Annotated in this window: 14 protein-coding genes and 1 riboswitch; of the genes, 9 read left to right on the top strand and 5 right to left on the bottom strand. The window is 61.6% G+C overall.

Going from position 1 to position 16,699, the window contains the following annotated elements:
- The first annotated feature begins 119 nt into the window (after positions 1-119).
- A complete protein-coding gene (locus N5D22_RS07550; protein WP_279658780.1) occupies positions 120-1,799 on the top strand; it encodes an NAD+ synthase in 1,680 nt (559 codons plus the stop codon).
- Positions 1,800-1,994: 195 nt separating this feature from the next.
- Here N5D22_RS07550 and N5D22_RS07545 read toward each other — a convergent pair whose 3' ends face one another.
- Entirely contained in the window at positions 1,995-2,372 is a 378-nt protein-coding gene (locus N5D22_RS07545) for a glyoxalase superfamily protein (protein ID WP_279658781.1), read from the bottom strand.
- 191 nt (positions 2,373-2,563) lie between these two features.
- Between N5D22_RS07545 and N5D22_RS07540 the strand changes: the two genes are divergently transcribed.
- Positions 2,564-3,394 (top strand): TolB family protein, encoded by an 831-nt coding sequence (locus tag N5D22_RS07540; protein WP_279658782.1) that lies wholly within the window; start codon positions 2,564-2,566, stop codon positions 3,392-3,394.
- 130 nt (positions 3,395-3,524) lie between these two features.
- A riboswitch (cobalamin riboswitch) is annotated at positions 3,525-3,708 on the top strand.
- 96 nt (positions 3,709-3,804) lie between these two features.
- On the top strand, positions 3,805-4,521 hold the full coding sequence (bluB, locus tag N5D22_RS07535; RefSeq protein ID WP_279658783.1) for a 5,6-dimethylbenzimidazole synthase: 717 nt from the start codon (positions 3,805-3,807) through the stop codon (positions 4,519-4,521).
- 203 nt (positions 4,522-4,724) lie between these two features.
- Here the strand turns inward: bluB and N5D22_RS07530 are convergent, their stop codons facing one another.
- Both N5D22_RS07530 and N5D22_RS07525 read right to left on the bottom strand, forming a co-directional pair.
- Positions 4,725-5,840 carry a DUF2865 domain-containing protein gene (locus N5D22_RS07530; RefSeq protein ID WP_279658784.1) on the bottom strand — a complete coding sequence of 372 codons (1,116 nt, stop codon included), beginning with the start codon at positions 5,838-5,840 and terminating at the stop codon, positions 4,725-4,727.
- 136 nt (positions 5,841-5,976) lie between these two features.
- On the bottom strand, positions 5,977-8,292 hold the full coding sequence (locus N5D22_RS07525) for an NADP-dependent malic enzyme (RefSeq protein WP_279658785.1): 2,316 nt from the start codon (positions 8,290-8,292) through the stop codon (positions 5,977-5,979).
- A 227-nt stretch (positions 8,293-8,519) separates the two neighbouring features.
- Between N5D22_RS07525 and N5D22_RS07520 the strand changes: the two genes are divergently transcribed.
- Positions 8,520-9,359 carry a UDP-2,3-diacylglucosamine diphosphatase gene (locus tag N5D22_RS07520; RefSeq protein ID WP_279658786.1) on the top strand — a complete coding sequence of 280 codons (840 nt, stop codon included), beginning with the start codon at positions 8,520-8,522 and terminating at the stop codon, positions 9,357-9,359.
- Between the two features lie 531 nt (positions 9,360-9,890).
- Here the strand turns inward: N5D22_RS07520 and dgcA are convergent.
- The gene (gene dgcA / locus N5D22_RS07515) at positions 9,891-10,874 is read right to left on the bottom strand and encodes an N-acetyl-D-Glu racemase DgcA (RefSeq protein ID WP_279658787.1); all 984 of its coding nucleotides are present in this window, start codon (positions 10,872-10,874) and stop codon (positions 9,891-9,893) included.
- Between the two features lie 143 nt (positions 10,875-11,017).
- On the opposite strand from dgcA, the gene N5D22_RS07510 reads away from it, so the two are divergent.
- The 5 genes from N5D22_RS07510 (at position 11,018) to N5D22_RS07490 (ending at position 16,089) form a co-directional block, all read left to right on the top strand.
- The gene (locus tag N5D22_RS07510; protein WP_279658788.1) at positions 11,018-12,178 is read left to right on the top strand and encodes an ABC transporter permease; all 1,161 of its coding nucleotides are present in this window, start codon (positions 11,018-11,020) and stop codon (positions 12,176-12,178) included.
- 10 nt (positions 12,179-12,188) lie between these two features.
- Positions 12,189-13,025, top strand: coding sequence for an ABC transporter ATP-binding protein (locus N5D22_RS07505; protein WP_035223193.1), 837 nt, complete (start codon positions 12,189-12,191; stop codon positions 13,023-13,025).
- 8 nt (positions 13,026-13,033) lie between these two features.
- Positions 13,034-14,404: an MlaD family protein gene (locus tag N5D22_RS07500; RefSeq protein WP_279658789.1), complete on the top strand. Its 1,371-nt coding sequence runs from the start codon at positions 13,034-13,036 to the stop codon at positions 14,402-14,404.
- 15 nt (positions 14,405-14,419) lie between these two features.
- The gene (locus tag N5D22_RS07495; RefSeq protein WP_279658790.1) at positions 14,420-15,025 is read left to right on the top strand and encodes an ABC-type transport auxiliary lipoprotein family protein; all 606 of its coding nucleotides are present in this window, start codon (positions 14,420-14,422) and stop codon (positions 15,023-15,025) included.
- A gap of 98 nt (positions 15,026-15,123) precedes the next feature.
- Positions 15,124-16,089: a dienelactone hydrolase family protein gene (locus N5D22_RS07490; RefSeq protein ID WP_279658791.1), complete on the top strand. Its 966-nt coding sequence runs from the start codon at positions 15,124-15,126 to the stop codon at positions 16,087-16,089.
- Positions 16,090-16,118: 29 nt separating this feature from the next.
- On the opposite strand, the gene N5D22_RS07485 is transcribed toward N5D22_RS07490, so the two are convergent.
- Positions 16,119-16,553, bottom strand: a complete 435-nt coding sequence (locus tag N5D22_RS07485; protein ID WP_279658792.1) for a PACE efflux transporter — start codon at positions 16,551-16,553, stop codon at positions 16,119-16,121.
- Positions 16,554-16,699 lie beyond the last annotated feature (146 nt).

Genomic DNA, 16,699 nt, shown 5'->3' with positions numbered 1-16,699 from the left:
TGAAGAGTCTGGCCGGTGCGGCGATAACCTTAGCGTGAACGCGCGCGGACGAAGCGTAACGGGCGGCGCCATGCAATTGCCGCGTTGCGGAGCGGCCACGGGCGCGGTATTGAAAAGTCATGAGCGACAGACACGATATCCAGAACCATCTCCGGATTGCCGTCGGGCAGTTCAATCCCACCGTTGGCGACGTGGCGGGCAATCTCGCCAAGGCGCGCGAGGCAAGGGCCGATGCGGCGACGCAGGGCGCCGATCTTCTGCTCCTGACGGAGCTGTTCATATCCGGCTATCCGCCGGAAGATCTGGTGCTGAAGCCGGCTTTCCTGAAAGCATGCCTGAAGGCTGTCGAGGAGCTGGCGGCGGAAACCGCCGATGGCGGGCCGGGCATCGTCATCGGTTTTCCGCGACAGGGTGAGACGGGCCGGCACAATTCGGTGGCGCTTCTGGATGGCGGCAAGATCATCGCGCTGCGCGACAAGATCGACCTGCCGAATTACGGTGAATTCGACGAAAAACGCGTTTTCTCCGAAGGTTCGATTTCCGGTCCCTATAATTTCCGGGGTGTGCGGATCGGCATTCCGATCTGTGAGGAAATCTGGAACGATATGGGTGTCTGCGAAACGCTCGCCGAAAGCGGGGCGGAAATCCTGCTGGTGCCGAACGGTTCGCCCTATTATCGCGGCAAGCTGGATGTGCGCCATCAGGTGGCGCTCAGGCAGGTTATCGAAAGCGGCCTGCCGCTCGTCTTCGCCAACCAGCTGGGCGGGCAGGACGAGCTGGTGTTCGACGGCGCGAGCTTTGGCTTCAATGCCGACAGGACGCTCGCCTTCCAGATGAGCCAGTTCGAGGCCACACTTGCCGTCACCGACTGGAAACGCACGGCAGACGGCTGGCGCTGCGAAAGCGGACCTTTCTCGAAGATTCCCGAAGGCGAGGAGGCGGACTACCGCGCCTGCATGCTGGGCTTCCGCGATTACGTCAACAAGAACGGCTTTAAGAGCGTGGTTCTCGGCCTTTCCGGCGGCATCGATTCGGCGATCTGCGCCGCCCTTGCCGTCGATGCGCTGGGCGAGGAGCGGGTGCGCTGCATCATGCTGCCTTACCGCTATACCTCGGAAGAATCGCTGAAGGACGCGGCCGATTGCGCCAAGGCGCTGGGCTGCCGTTACGATATCGTGCCGATTTCAGAGCCGGTGGAAGGATTCCTCTCGGCGCTTTCCGATCTCTTCGAGGGCACGGAAGAGGGCATTACCGAGGAAAACCTGCAGAGCCGCACGCGCGGCACCATTTTGATGGCCGTCTCGAACAAGTTCGGCTCGATGGTAGTGACGACGGGCAACAAGTCGGAAATGTCGGTGGGTTACGCCACGCTCTACGGCGACATGAATGGCGGTTTCAACCCCATCAAGGACCTCTACAAGATGCAGGTCTATGCCATTTCCAGCTGGCGCAACGCCCATGTGCCGCCGGGCGCGCTCGGCCCTTCCGGCGAGGTGATCCCGGTCAATATCATTTCCAAGGCGCCCTCGGCCGAATTGCGCCCCAACCAGACCGACCAGGATTCGCTGCCGCCCTATCCGGTGCTGGACGATATTCTGGAATGCCTTGTCGAGAAGGAAATGTCGGTCGAGGAGATTCTCGCGCGCGGCCATGATGTGGCGACGGTGCACCGGGTGGAGCATCTGCTTTATCTCGCCGAATACAAGCGCCGGCAATCGGCGCCGGGCGTGAAGATCACCAAGAAGAACTTTGGGCGTGACCGGCGTTATCCGATCACCAACCGGTTCCGGGATCGGTGATTGAAGGCGCGCGCCATCGATTTCTGGCGGGTGAGTTAACCGCCTTTCTCCGTCATCCTCGCCCTTGAGGCGAGGATCCAAATGCGGTTGAGATTGTGGATCCTCGGGTCAAGCCCGAGGATGACGTCGCGTGTGAGGAGCTTTTTTTGACAGCCCATAAACGGCGCGGAGAAAACCCCGCGCCGTCCACTCATCTCAAATGGCCTGCCCCACATCGATGCGGTTGCCATCGTGGTCTTCAAACACAAAGGCGCGCAGGCCATAATCTTTGTCCTGCAGGCCCTTGATGATGCGCAGCCCGTGGCTCTTGCAGAGCGCATGCAGCGCATCGACATCGCTCACCATCATATGCGCCACATTGAAGGGCGCCGCCTTGTGGCTGGGCTGCAATGTCAGGTGCAGCTCGGCATTGCCCTGTTTGAGGATCATGAAGCCGACAGGGTCGCCGTTTTCGAAGGTCTTTTCGAAGCCCAGTACATCGACATAAAAATCATGGGCCTTTTCGATATTTTTGACAGGAAGCATTGCGGCGATCCGCCCGAAGCGGATGCCGTGATCGGCGATGGTATTCATCGCGGAACCTCTGGCCTGGGAGAAACGGCAAGCGGCGCGGACGGTGCCGGAGCGCTGGCGTTTTTTCCGGTTTGAATTTGCAGGACGGTGCCTGCCGCCCTAGGATCATAATCGAGGCGATGGCGGATGCAAACGGAATGTCTGCATTGCCGGGCGCTTTGAACGAGACACGGACACGCCCGGGAGGCAGAATGCGCAGCTCCATCGAAATCTTCAACATCCGCACCCGGCAGATGCGGGTGGTGTGGCAGACGCCCGATCTCTTCGAAGCGCCGAATTGGTCGCCGGATGGAAAATATCTGCTGCTGAACAGCGAAGGGCTGCTTTATCGCCTGTCTCCCGCCGGTGATACGTCGCCGGAAAAGGTCGATACCGGCTTTGCGACGCTCTGCAACAACGACCACGGCATATCGCCTGACGGTTCGCTCTACGCCATTTCCGACAAGGTGGAATTCGGCAAGAGCGCCATTTATCTTCTGCCATCGGCGGGCGGCGCGCCAAGGCTGATGACGAAGAACCTGCCTTCCTATTGGCACGGCTGGTCGCCGGACGGAAAAAGCTTCGCCTATTGCGGCATTCGCGATCAGGTTTTCGATATCTACGCCATGGATATTGAGAGCGGCGTCGAGACGCGCCTGACCCATGGCGAAGGCCGCAATGACGGGCCGGATTATTCGCCCGACGGCGAGTGGATCTATTTCAATTCCAGCCGCACCGGGCGGATGCAGGTCTGGCGCGTGCGGGTGGATGGCTCCTTCGTCGAGCGCATTACCGACAGCCCCTATGGCGACTGGTTTCCACATCCGTCCCCCAGAGGTGACAAGGTGGTGTTCGTCTCCTATGACGGTGACGTCTTCGACCATCCGCGCGACCTCGATGTGCGGGTGCGGCTGATGGATATGGAAGGCGGCAATGTCGAAATGCTGTTTGAGCTTTTTGGCGGGCAGGGCACCATGAACTCGCCCAACTGGCATCCGGATGGGGACGAATTCGCTTATGTGCGGTACTTTCCGGTAGAGTGATGCGGTTAGGACGAGGGAGAGTTCCGCCTTTCATCATTCCGGCCCAAGGCCGGAATGATGAAGGTGTGGGAGGATCATCGGCACATTGCGCATCGCCCGCCAAGATACTTGCATTCGCAAGCTTTTTTGCCCATAGATTTTTCGGTCAGGTGCCCGTTGTTGCGGCGGGAGAATCGGGAATCCGGTGAAAGACCGGAACGTGCCCAGCGCTGTGAGGCGGACGCCCTTTTTCTGAAGCCACTGGAGTCATTCGGGAAGGCGAAAGGGGTGGATGAAGCCGAGTCAGAAGACCGGCCTGGCGGGATAGACCGAACCGCGCGGACGGCGGCAGGTTGCTGAAGAGGCGTGTTGTCGCCGCGAAGACCGGCATGGTTTCCGCGTCCGCGCGCCCGCATTGTTGGGGTTAAACGATGCCGACCGATCCGTCCGAGGGTAATCCCTTGCAGGCCAGTCCATTCGATCATGCGCTTTCGCCCGCGCGCCCGTTTTCCTGCGAAGAACGCGAGGCGATCTACCGCGCCATCGAGACCCGGCGCGATGTGCGCGATCAGTTCCTGCCCGATCCGCTGCCGGACGAGCTTGTCGAGCGTCTTTTGAAGGCGGCGCATTCTGCGCCCTCGGTCGGTTTCATGCAGCCGTGGAATTTCACCCTCATCACCGATGGCGCGGTGCGGCAGGCGGCCTTTGTGGCCTTCAGCCGCGCCAATGAGGAGGCGGCGGCGATGTTTGCGGGCGAGCAGCAGGCGCTTTATCGCAGCCTCAAGCTTGAAGGCATCCGCAAGGCGCCGCTCAGCATCTGCGTCACCTGCGATCCCACCCGCGGCGGCAAGGTGGTGCTGGGCCGCACCCACAATCCGCGCACGGATGTCTATTCCACCGTCTGCGCCATCCAGAACCTCTGGCTTGCGGCGCGCGCCGAAGGCGTCGGCGTCGGCTGGGTCAGCATTTTCCACGATAGCGACATCCGCGCCATTCTGGAAATCCCCGATCATATCGAAATCGTCGCCTGGCTGTGCCTTGGGCGTGTCGATGCGCTCTATACCGAGCCGGAACTGGCGGTGAAGGGCTGGCGGCAGCGTGTGCCGCTGGAGGAACTGGTGTTTCGCAACCGCTGGGGCGGGGTGTAGAAGCGGAGGCCTGTGAATAAGGCGGGACGTCGCCGCGGATTTCTTCTCCCCGCCGGGGAAAAGGTGGCCCGAAGGGCCGGATGAGGGGGCAAGCTCTCCGAATATCGCTGACGCTGCCCCCTCATCCCGCTGCCGCGGACTTCTCCCCCTTGGGGAGAAGAAACAAGGCGCGCGCTTGCCCCATTACGAGCGCGGAAGAGATTTCACTGCTGCGGCTGTATACCCTTCAACGCCGGGTTCTTCAGGTCGATACGGCCCGTCTGGTCGGGCAGGAATTTCGGGCCTATGACGCGGACGCGGCTGTCGTTCGGATCGTAGTCGCGTTCGGGAACGGGCGCTTCCGGCGGCTTGGCGGCCTGTTGCTGTTCGGCGGGTTTCTCAGCCCTGTCACCTTGCGGTGATGGAATGGTGGTGATGCCGGAATAGGGCTTTTCGGGCTGCGGCTTGGCGGCCTCTTCCTGCTTTTGCATTTCCTCGTGATAGGCGGCCATGTTGCAGGCGCAGCCCGGCGCTTTTGCCGTGGCGTTCCTGTAGGCGAAGGCGGTCGGCAGATCCCTGTAGGGCTTTCCGGTTTCGGCAGACACCATGTCGGCGGTTTCCTGATCCGTCATGGAGTGGAAATAAAGCTCCGTCTCGGTCCCCGGACACATTTTCTCGCATTGCTCCGCCTGGGCGCGGAAATCGAGCGGCGAGGCATTGGAGGCGATCGGGAAAAACGAGCCGTCGCAGGTGCGCACGCAGAGTGTGCGAAGCCCGCCTTCGGCGGCGGCGTTGGGGTAGGGAGAAAGCCCCGCCTGTCCCGGCCCGTCGCCATTTTGCCGGCCATTCTGCCGGAAAGCATCGGGATAACGCGTCACATCGGGCGGCGGCGGCAATTGCGTTTCCGTCTGCGGCGCGGTGTTGCAGCCATTGGCGTCGAGGGCGGCGAGGATGCGCTGACGCCTGATGTCGCCATCATTGTCACGTGCCGTCGCCATGGCGTCGTCACGGTCACGGATGATGGCGTCGCGTTCGGCTTCGGCATCCACCAGCGCATCGCCGATCTCGGCGCAGACGCCGGCATTGGGGCTGCCATAGACGATGACGCTGCCCGAAGAGCAGCCATAGCCGCGCATGTCGTTCCTGATTTTGCGGATGGTGATGTTCTGGCGGGCGAGCGCATTGGCGTAACGCCGCACCTCGGCCGTATTGCCGACGATGCGGGGCGGCTCGCGCAACTGCGCGTAGAGCGTATCACAGACCTGATCCGCGAAAGCGGCGGCCGGGGCGACGAAAACAAGGGGAATCAGGAGGCCGATGATGCGGCTGCGGCGGGTCAATTGTTCGATCCGTTCGATGTCCCCGGCCGGTGGCAGGGGCGTTATACTTCACGAAATCCGTGTTTCAGGAAGATAACATAAGCTGTTGCCGCAATGCGGCAACAGCCTGTTCAAAATTGCGTTAATGCGGCCTCTATCACACCGAAGGATGCGACGCCTGCACCACGGCGAAGGCCGCCATGTTGACGACGCCGCGCGAGGTGACGCTGGGCGACAGGATATGGGCGGGCAGGGCCGTGCCGAGCAGGATCGGGCCGACATGCAGGCCTTCCGTCAGCGTGCGGGTGACACCGAGCGTGATGTTGGCGGCATCGAGGTTCGGGAAGACCAGCAGGTTCGCTTCGCCGGTCAGCACGCTGTTTGGCATGGCGCGCTTGCGCAGCGCTTCCGAAAGGGCCGAACCGCCCTGCATTTCGCCATCGACTTCCAGTTCCGGCGCGGCTTCCTGCACGATCTTCAGGGCGCGGCGCATCTTGCGGGCGCTTTCGGAATCGCGCGAGCCGAAATTGGAATGGCTGGCGAGGGCGATCTTCGGCGTGATGCCGAAGCGGCGGATTTCCTTGGCCGCGAGAATGGCCATTTCCGCCACTTCCTCGGAGGTCGGGTCGTAATTCACGAAAGTATCGGTGAGGAACAGCGCACCCTGCTGGGTGATGAGCAGGCTGAGGCCGGCGAAGGAACGCACGCCTTCCTGCTTGCCGATGATCTGGTTCACGTCGCGCAGGTGGCGGTCGTAACGGCCTTCGAGGCCGCAGATCAGCGCATCCGCCTCATCGCGCTTCACCGCAAGCGCGCCGATGACGGTGGAGTTGGTACGCACGATGGTACGGGCCGCCTCCGGGTTGATGCCGGCGCGACCGACGAGGGCGAAATAGTCATCGACATAGTCGCGGTAGCGCGGATCGTCTTCCGGATTGACCACGGCGAAATCCGTATGCGGGCGGATGCGCAGGCCGAAGCGCTTCAGGCGCGTTTCGATGATCTGCGGACGGCCGATGAGGATCGGAATGCCGGTGCCTTCTTCCAGAAGCACCTGGGCGGCGCGCAGCACGCGCTCGTCTTCACCTTCGGCAAAGATGATGCGCTTCTTTTCGGCGGCCTTGGCGGCATTGAAGACCGGCTTCATGATGAAGCCCGAGCGCCAGACGAAACGGTTCAGCTGATCGAGATAGGCTTCGAAATCGGTGATCGGCCGGGCGGCGACACCGCTTGCGGCGGCGGCGCGGGCAACGGCCGGGGCGATGCGCAGGATGAGGCGCGGATCGAAAGGCGAGGGGATGAGGTAGTTCGGGCCAAAGACCGGCGTTTCGCCGCTATAGGCTTTTGCCGCGACTTCGGAGACTTCCTCACGCGCGAGTTCGGCGATGGCCTGCACGGCGGCCATCTTCATTTCCTCGTTGATCGTGGTTGCGCCGCAATCCAGCGCGCCGCGGAAGATATAGGGGAAGCAGAGAACGTTGTTGACCTGGTTCGGGAAATCCGAACGGCCGGTGCAGATCATCGCATCCGGACGGGCCGCACGCGCCGCTTCCGGCATGATTTCCGGATTGGGGTTGGCAAGCGCGAGGATCAGCGGGTTTTCCGCCATGCGCTCCAGCAGTTCCGGCTTCAGAACGCCAGCCGCCGAAAGGCCGAGGAAGACATCCGCGCCGTCGATGGTTTCGGCCAGGACGCGCTTGTCGGTCTTCTGGGCGTAAACTTCCTTCCACTCGTCCATCAGCGTGTTGCGGCCGTCGTAAACGAGGCCTTCAATGTCGTGGACCCAGATGTTTTCTTTCTTCGCGCCCATGGCGACGAGCAGGTTGAGGCAGGCAAGGGCTGCCGCGCCTGCGCCCGAGGCGACGATCTTGACGCTGGACAGAGACTTGCCGGCGAGTTCCAGCGCATTGGTGACGGCGGCGGCGACGATGATCGCGGTGCCGTGCTGGTCATCGTGGAAGACAGGAATGTTCATCTTCTCGCGCAGCTGGCGTTCCACCTCGAAACATTCCGGCGCCTTGATGTCCTCAAGGTTGATGCCGCCGAAGGTGGGTTCCAGCGCGGCGATGGTGGAAACCATGTCGTTGATGCCGGGCGCATCGATTTCGATATCGAAGACGTCGATGCCGGCGAATTTCTTGAAGAGGACGGCCTTGCCCTCCATGACAGGCTTGGAGGCAAGCGGGCCGATATTGCCAAGGCCGAGAACCGCCGTGCCGTTGGAGATGACGGCGACGAGATTGGCGCGGGCGGTATAGTCCGCCGCCATTTCAGGGTTTTCATGGATGGCGAGGCAGGGGGCGGCGACGCCGGGCGAATAGGCGAGCGCCAGATCGCGCTGGTTGCCGAGCGGCTTGGTGGCCTGGATTTCCAGCTTGCCGGGGCGCGGATAGCGGTGGAAAAAGAGCGCCTGTTCCTCGATGTCGGCCTTTGCCGTGTTGGCGGGCATGTTGTTCTTATCGTGAGAGGTCATTTTCCACCGTCATGTCTGGTTCAATTCCGGACCCCTGAATACAACAAACTTCCCCGTGGTACAGCCGTTATTTGACCGCACCTTATGCAAATGCGGCCATGGCTTATTCGCGTTTTCGTGAAGGCTTTCGTCATATTCCCTATAAAAACCGGCATCTGTCATGTTGCTGAAACACGAGTCTGGTTCTGAGAGGTAAGAAAGCCGCAGGGACGCAACCGAACAGGGGGATGAAATCCGTGGCCGGTCAAATCGAAACCAGACAGTTCAGAACGCTTTTCATTTCGGATGTTCATCTTGGCTCCAAGGCGGCCAAGACGGATTATCTGCTCGACTTCCTGAAATATCACGAGGCCGAGACGATCATTCTCGTCGGCGACATCGTCGACGGCTGGCGCCTGCGCCGCAGCTGGTACTGGCCGCAGGGCTGCAACGACGTGGTGCAGAAGCTGCTGCGCAAGGCCCGCAAGGGAACCCGCATCGTCTACATTCCCGGCAATCACGATGAATTCCTGCGGGAGTTCCCCGGCATGCATTTCGGCGGCATCGAAGTGGCCGAACGCATGATCCACGAGGCGGCCGACGGCAAGAAATATCTCATCATTCATGGCGACGAATTCGACGTGGTGGTGCGCAACGCCCGCCTGCTCGCCTATCTCGGCGACTGGGCCTATGACGCGGCGATCGCCATCAACATCGCCATCGCCGCCGTGCGCCGTCGCATCGGCCTGCCTTACTGGTCGTTTTCGGCCTGGGCCAAGCTGCAGGTCAAGCACGCCGTCAACTTCATCGGCGAATTCCAGCGCGTGGTCGCCGAAGAGGCGCGCCGCAACAATGTCGACGGCGTCATCTGTGGTCACATTCACCATGCCGTCATGGAAGACATGGACGGCATCCGCTACATCAATACCGGCGACTGGGTGGAAAGCTGCACGGCGATTGCCGAAAATGCCGATGGCAGCTTCGAGCTGATCACCTGGATGCAGACGAGTGAGGTTACCGCCGAACAGGCATCGGACGAGATGGAGCCGGTGGATATTCCGGGACTGATCGGGAAGCACGCGGCCTGAGTTGGGGCGTTTGACGGGCGCTGACGATAGGCTCGTATGGAATGCCGCATTCGATGACTGGCAGTATCCGCACACCGTCATCCCGGCCTTGAGCTGGGATCCAGTGCGATCAAGTCTTTGATCGCGTAAGACTCTTCTCACCGCGCAGACGCGCCGTGGCTGGATGCCGGATCAGGTCCGGCATGACGGAGGAGAGGTTCTGCTTCCCTGTGACTCTTTGGGCAAGGCACGCGGAAGATGCCGCCTTGGCGCGCGGTGCCTGAGCGGGACTTCTGCAATTCCGGCGGGGCCGGATAACCACGCCTTCCTCATAGACGAGCCCTTCCGTCATTTAAGGCGAGCGGGTGCGTTTTTTCGCCTTCTCCCCTCCGGGGAGAAGATCGCGGCAGCGGGATGAGGGGGCTTGCTCCCCGAAATCCGGCGACGTCGCCCCCTCATCCGACCCTTCGGGCCACCTTCTCCCCGGCGGGGAGAAGAAATAAGCGGCGAGGTTGCGCCTTATCGTGTTTCTCTGCCTTCAATATCCACGACTTACCCCCACAATTCCGGCCGTGCCGGATAAACCAGCGAACCCTCATAAACCAGTCCCGGCTCACGATCCTCGGCCAGCAGCAGCGGTCCGTCGAGATCGGCAAAGGCCGCGCCCTGCGCCGCCAGCACGGCCGGCGCCATGCCGAGCGAGGTGCCGAGCATGCAGCCGACCATGATGGTGAAGCCGAGCCGTTCGGCCTCGGCCTTCATGACGAGCGCTTCAGTCAGGCCGCCGGTCTTGTCGAGCTTGATGTTGATGGCGTCGTAACGGTCGCGCAGGGCGGCGAGGTCCTTCGTCGAATGCACGCTTTCATCGGCGCAGATCAGCACCGGGTGGTCGATGCCGGCGAGGATGTCATCCTTGCCGGCGGGCAGCGGCTGTTCGATCAGCGATATCTTCAGTTCCGCCGCAAGCCTCAGATAATATTCGATATTATAATCGTTCCAGCCCTCATTGGCGTCGATGATGATACGCGCTTCGGGTGCGGCGGCGCGCACGGCCCTTAGACGCGCTTCATCATCCGCCGTGCCGGTCTTGATCTTCAGCAGCGGGCGGCCTGCGTTTTCCGCCGTCTTCGCGGCCATTGTTTCCGGGTCGGCAAGCGAGATGGTGTAGGCGGTGACGAGCGGCTTTGCCGCCTGTCCAAGGATGCGCTGGGCAACGGTTTTGCCACTGATCTTGGCTTCGAGGTCCCACAGCGCGCAATCCACCGCATTGCGGGCGGCGCCGGGTTGCATCGCCTGCTGTAGTTCCTGCCGTGTCACGCCGCCGGCGATCCGCTGCGCCATCGCCTCGATATCGGCGATGACGCCCTCGATGCTTTCGCCATAACGCGGATAGGGCACGCATTCACCTTTGCCGACGAAGGAACCATCGCGGATGATGCACGTTACGATATCCGCATGCGTGCGGGTGCCGCGTGAGATGGTGAAGCTGCCGGCGACGGGGAAACGTTCTGTTGTGGCTTGCAGGTAACGGGGCATATTTTTTCACTTCCGATTGGGCGGCAAAAGACGCATGACGCCAAATTTATCACGAATTGTCGGCCGTCACTGTGGCCTGCCGGAGGCCAAGACGTTATGAAACCTTTAAGAATCTCGTGACGGTCGTACTCGCTCGGAGCATTATGCAAGAACAGGACACACGGCAACAGGCGAACCCGGCCGCAATCACCGAAGACGGTTCCGTCTCCGGCGGCGGCTTGCGTTTTGTCATGAGCGGGTCCTGGCGCAACAGCAATCTTGCCGGTATTTTCCCCAGTCTCGAAAAGATCGAAAACATGAGGTCCGCCGGTCCGGTGGAGATCGATCTTTCCGCCGTCGAGGCCATCGATACGACGGGTGCATGGATCATCCAGCGCCTGCGCAAGGATATTGAGGCGAACGGCGTCACCGTCACCGTGACGGGCAATGACCGTATCGAAGAGGTCATCGGCCAATTGCCCGAAAAGGTGGAGATGGAGGGCGAAGCCGCTGCGAAGGAGGGGCTCGCCGAGCGTATTTTTGCGCCTGTCGGCAAGGCTGTCATCCAGAACGGCGCGGATTTCCTGGCGGGCATGTATATTCTCGGCTCCGCCGTGCGCGGCGCGCAGATGAAGCTCGGGCGCGGACGCGGCGTCTCTCCGGCGGCGATTGTCAACCAGATCGACCATATGGGCGTGCGCGCCGTGCCGATCATCATGCTGATGTCGTTCCTGATCGGCGCGATCATCGCCCAGCAGGGCGCGTTTCAGCTCCGTTATTTCGGCGCGGAAGTCTTCGTTGTCGATCTCGTCGGCATTCTGCAATTGCGCGAAATCGGCGTTCTCCTGACCGCGATCATGATCGCCGGCCGCTCCGGCAGCGCCATCACGGCGGAAATCGGCTCGATGAAGATGCGCGAGGAAATCGACGCGCTGAAGGTGATCGGCCTTAACCCCGTGGGCGTTCTGGTGTTTCCGCGGCTGGTGGCGCTCACCATCGCGCTGCCGCTTTTGACCATTCTCGCCAATTTCGCAGCACTTTTCGGTGCGGCCATCGTGGCGTTGCTTTATTCCGGCATCACGTTTGAGGTGTTCCTGTCGCGCCTGCATGGCGCGGTCGAGGAATCGACCATTGCCGCCGGTATGATCAAGGCGCCGTTCATGGCGCTCATCATCGGCATCGTCGCGGCGGTGGAGGGCATGAAGGTGGGCGGTTCGGCGGAATCGCTCGGCCAGCACGTCACCTCCTCGGTGGTGAAGTCGATCTTCGTCGTCATTCTGGTGGATGGTCTTTTCGCCATCTTCTACGCAGCCATCGATTTTTAGGGAGGGCGCGTTGGAGAAACTGGACCAGAAACCGCAGGAGACCAGAACCGGTAAAGACGGGCGCGAGGTGGTGCTTTCCGTCGAGGGCGTGACCGTCGGCTTCAACGGCCGCAACGTGCTCGAAAATCTCGACCTCGATGTCTATCGCGGTGAAATTCTCGGCTTCATCGGCCCCTCCGGTGCTGGCAAATCCGTGTTGATGCGTGCGATCTTGCGGCTCCTGCCGCGGCAGGCGGGGGCGATCCGCATTCTCGGCACCGATTACGACAAGGCGAGCGAAGACGACCGCATGATGCTCGACCAGCGGCTTGGCGTGCTGTTCCAGCAGGGCGCGCTGTTTTCCGGCCTGACGGTGAAGGAGAACATCCAGCTGCCGATGCGCGAATATCTCGATCTGCCGAAGAAGCTGATGGACGAGCTTGCCTATCTGAAAATCGAGATGGTGGGGCTGAAGCCCGATGCGGGCGACAAGTATCCATCCGAACTATCAGGCGGCATGATCAAGCGCGCGGCGCTTGCCCGGGCGCTGTCGCTCGATCCCGACCTCGTCTTCCTCGATGAGCCGACGTCCGGCCTCGATCCCATCGGGGCGGCGGAATTTGATATGCTGATTGCGCGCTTGCGCGATTCGCTCGGCCTGACCGTCTATATGGTGACGCACGACCTCGACAGCCTGTTCTCCGTCTGCGACCGCATTGCGGTGCTGGGCCAGAAGAAGGTGCTGGTGGAAGGGACATTGCAGGACATGTTCGCCTGCGACGATCCGTGGGTGCAGTCCTATTTCCGTGGCAAACGGGCGCGCTCTGTCGTTCTTCCGGACGGCAGACACGAAAATCCGGTGGAGTAACAAGAAGCATGGAAACCAAGGCGAACTACACCATAGTCGGAATTTTCACGCTGATCGTGATCGCCGCCGCATTCGGCTTCGTTTACTGGATGGCGGAATTCGGTCGTGGCGGTCCGACGGCGCAGCTTGTCGTGCGTATTCCCGGCTCCGCCAACGGCCTTTCCGTCGGTTCTCCGGTGCGCTTCAACGGTATTCCGGTCGGCACCGTGCGCGGCCTTGCCATCGACCGCGACGACCCGGCCTATTCCATCGCCTTTACCGAAGTGCAGGCCGATGCGCCGGTTTTCCCGTCCACGCGCGCCGTGCTTGAAATTCAGGGCCTGACGGGTGCTGCCTATATCGAGCTTTCCGGCGGCAACAAGGATGGCGAGCGCATTCTGCAGAAGGCCGTCGAAAGCGGCGTTCCGGCCGAGCTGACGGCCGATCTTTCCAGCGTCACCAACCTGCTTGCCACGGCCGATAAGATCCTGAAACGCGCCGATGGCGCCATCGGCGAATTGCAGGGTTTCGTGCAGGATGCGCGTGCCCCGCTGACGCAGACGGTGCGCAATGCCGAGAAATTCTCCGATGCGCTGGCGGCCAATTCCGACGGCATCAAGAATTTCATCGCCAGCCTCAGCTCGCTTTCCACAACGGTGCAGTCGGTCTCGGTGCGTCTCGACGGCACGCTTACCGCCATCGAGGATCTGGTGAAGGCCGTGGATGCCGGCAAGATCGATTCCATCCTGTCGAATGTCGACAAGGTGACGAAGGATGTCGCTTCCGCTTCCAGCGATATTCAGGGCATCATGGAGACCGTGCAGAGCACGGCGCGCAATTTCGAGGCGGCGAGCACGGAAGTGCAGACCGTGGTGAAGCGCGCGGATGAGCTTCTGGCCTCCGTCGATCCCGCCAAGGTGAGCACCGTGGTAGGGGATGTTTCCGCGGCGACCGCCGATGCGCGTGATGCGGTGGCGAATTTCAAGCGGATCGCCGACGATGTCGGCGCCCGCCGCGCCGATATCGACCAGGCGGTTTCCGACTTTACCGAAATGGGCCGCAAGCTGAACCTCGCCTCCAGCCGCGTCGACGGCATTCTCGCCAAGGTGGACGGCATGCTCGGCACCGATGATGCCAATTCGCTGTTTGCCAAGGCGCGCGAGACGCTGACATCGTTCAAGGCGGTGGCCGACAATCTCAATGCCCGCATCGGGCCGATTGCCGACAATCTGACCCGCTTCTCCAGCTCGGGCCTCAAAGATTTCCAGGCGCTGATCGGCAGCACGCGGGTCACGGTCGACAATCTCAACAATGCCATCACCAATATCGACCGCGATCCGCAGCGGTTGATTTTCGGCGGCGAAACCGTGAAACAATATGATGGCAGAACAAGGCGCTAAGAGGGGTATGGGCCAATGACACGATTGATGAACGGCCGTCAGCGCCGCGCCCTCATTCTGGCTCCGCTGTTTGCCGCCTTGATGGCGGGCTGCGCGGGTGCGCCGAAGAACGATACTTTCGATCTCTCCGTCTCTTCGGCGGCGGTGGCGCAGGGACCTTCGCTGAAAAGCCGGCAATTGCTGATCGCCGATCCGACCGCCCTCAAGGCGCTCGACAGCGAAAACATAGTGGTGCGCCTTTCCGGCTCGGAGGTGCAATATCTCGGCAATTCGCAATGGAGCGACCGCCTGCCGCGCATGGTGCAATCCAAGCTGGTGGAAGCCTTCGAGGATACCGGCAAGCTCGGCGGCGTCGGCCGGCCGGGGCAGGGGCTGGCAATCGACTATCAGGTCGTGACCGATATTCGCGCCTTTGAAATCGATACGGCGAAGAATATCGCCAATATCGAGATATCGGTGAAGCTCCTGAACGACCGCAACGGCACGGTGAGGGCGCAGGAGGTGTTCCGTTCGAACGCCCGCGTCAGCGGTTCCGGCAACGCCAATTTCGTCAAGGCGCTGGATCAGGCCTTTGCCGCCGCCACGCGCGAGATCGTAGCCTGGACGCTGAAATCACTCTAGGTTTCGGCGTCTGAAGTCGTGACGAGAAACGGCCCGCGGGGCTGGAGGGCCGGCGGCTGACCGGCCCTGCGGCACTATTTCCGATAGGCGAGTTCGTGATGCGATTTCTGCTGTCTCTTTGCCTTTTTACGGTTCTGTTCGTTTCCGCAACAGGCGTCTCGCTGGCGGCCGGCCTGCGGTTGATCGAGGTTCCGTCTGCCGACGGCAAAGCCGCCATGAGGGCCGCGATCTGGTCGCCTTGCGCGGCGACGCCGGGGGAGGTCAGGATCGGACCCTTCCTTTTGCCTGCGGTGCGGGATTGCCCTGTCCCCGATGGGAAATATCCGCTTGTCATCATTTCGCACGGTTTCGGCGGCACCTATTTCAGCCATCGGGACACGGCGGCGATGCTGGCGGATTCTGGCTTCATCGTCGCGGCGATCAATCATCCCGGCGACAGTGCGCTTGACATGACGCGGGCGGGCGATCTTTCCGCACTGACACGACGGCCGGCGGATATCGCCCGTCTGCTCGATTATCTGCTTGAGGGCTGGAGTGAAGCGCGTTCCATCGATGCCGGGCGGATCGGCATCTACGGATTTTCGCGCGGCGGTTATGCCGCGCTGGTGCTCGCCGGCGGTATCCCCGATTTTGCCAATGCCGGGCTGCCTTGCCCGGACCCGCAAGCGCCGATTTGCGCCCAGATGCGGCAGAAGACGACTTTGCCGCAGCATGGCGGTCAGGATGTGCGGGTGAAGGCCGTGGTCCTTGCCGACCCGCTCAACGCCTTTCCCGGATCGGGTGCGAAGAATATCACGATCCCCGTTCAGCTGTGGAGTTCCGAGCGCGGCGGCGATGGCGTCACGCCGCAGGATATTGCCAGGCTGCGAGACGACCTGCCGACAAAGCCGGACTTTCGGATGGCGAAGGCGGCGGGGCATTTTTCGTTTATCGCGCCTTGCCCGGCGGAGATGGCAAAAGCCGCGCCGCAGATCTGCGGCGACGCGGCGGGTTTTGATCGAGCGGAGTTCCATCGCGGCTTTAATGCCGATGTCCTCAGCTTCCTCAAGCTATCGCTGCGCTGAACCGCCGTTGACGGCGATGACGCCGTTTTTCAGGCGGCGTCCTGCGACTGCCATTCCGGCAGCGGGAAAACCCGGTCGTAGGCCCAGTTGAAAACAAAAGCATAGACCACGTAAAACAGCGCAAACGAAATATCCATGACCAGCGCATGGGCAAGGCTGATATTCAGATACCAGGCGATGAACGGCATCAGCACGATCAGCAGGCCGAGTTCGAACAGCAGGGCGTGCGCGACCCGAATGGCGGGCGTCTTCAGCGTCGTGCCCTTCAACCGCTGCATGGTGTGGTCGAAGCCGAGATTGTAGACGTAGTTCCAGACCGTGGCGAGCGTGGCGCTGACGATGCCGACAATGCCGATATCCTCCATCGGCATGCCGAAAAGCAGCGCGCCCAGGGGGATGACGAGCATCAGGCCGATGATTTCGAAGCTGAGAGCGTGGCGGATACGATCTTGCAGGGAGCGCATTTCATTCTCCGGTATGTGACCGGGCCGTCCCGCATGCTATCGCCGATATGGCCGAGGTCGTCCTCGCGTTGGGGCATATAGAACCTTTGGGCGGAATTTTCAAGCACTGCGCATTTGCGGCCTCGGATGTGGCTGGAAGGTCGCCG

It is taken from the genome of Agrobacterium sp. GD03872, from assembly GCF_029840625.1.
GTDB classification, from domain to species: domain Bacteria; phylum Pseudomonadota; class Alphaproteobacteria; order Rhizobiales; family Rhizobiaceae; genus Agrobacterium; species Agrobacterium fabrum_A.
This window is presented reverse-complemented; position numbering and strand designations above follow the sequence as displayed.

Bases quoted from the DNA above. Each gene is read 5' to 3' on its own strand.
- N5D22_RS07490 (WP_279658791.1), top strand. From the start codon at position 15,124: ATGCGATTTCTGCTGTCTCTTTGCCTTTTTACGGTTCTGTTCGTTTCC.
- N5D22_RS07520 (WP_279658786.1), top strand. From the start codon at position 8,520: ATGAAATCCGTGGCCGGTCAAATCGAAACCAGACAGTTCAGAACGCTT.
- N5D22_RS07510 (WP_279658788.1), top strand. From the start codon at position 11,018: ATGCAAGAACAGGACACACGGCAACAGGCGAACCCGGCCGCAATCACC.
- N5D22_RS07550 (WP_279658780.1), top strand. From the start codon at position 120: ATGAGCGACAGACACGATATCCAGAACCATCTCCGGATTGCCGTCGGG.
- N5D22_RS07495 (WP_279658790.1), top strand. From the start codon at position 14,420: ATGACACGATTGATGAACGGCCGTCAGCGCCGCGCCCTCATTCTGGCT.
- bluB (WP_279658783.1), top strand. From the start codon at position 3,805: ATGCCGACCGATCCGTCCGAGGGTAATCCCTTGCAGGCCAGTCCATTC.
- N5D22_RS07525 (WP_279658785.1), bottom strand. From the start codon at position 8,292: ATGACCTCTCACGATAAGAACAACATGCCCGCCAACACGGCAAAGGCC.
- N5D22_RS07540 (WP_279658782.1), top strand. From the start codon at position 2,564: ATGCGCAGCTCCATCGAAATCTTCAACATCCGCACCCGGCAGATGCGG.
- N5D22_RS07545 (WP_279658781.1), bottom strand. From the start codon at position 2,372: ATGAATACCATCGCCGATCACGGCATCCGCTTCGGGCGGATCGCCGCA.
- N5D22_RS07485 (WP_279658792.1), bottom strand. From the start codon at position 16,553: ATGCGCTCCCTGCAAGATCGTATCCGCCACGCTCTCAGCTTCGAAATC.
- dgcA (WP_279658787.1), bottom strand. From the start codon at position 10,874: ATGCCCCGTTACCTGCAAGCCACAACAGAACGTTTCCCCGTCGCCGGC.
- N5D22_RS07500 (WP_279658789.1), top strand. From the start codon at position 13,034: ATGGAAACCAAGGCGAACTACACCATAGTCGGAATTTTCACGCTGATC.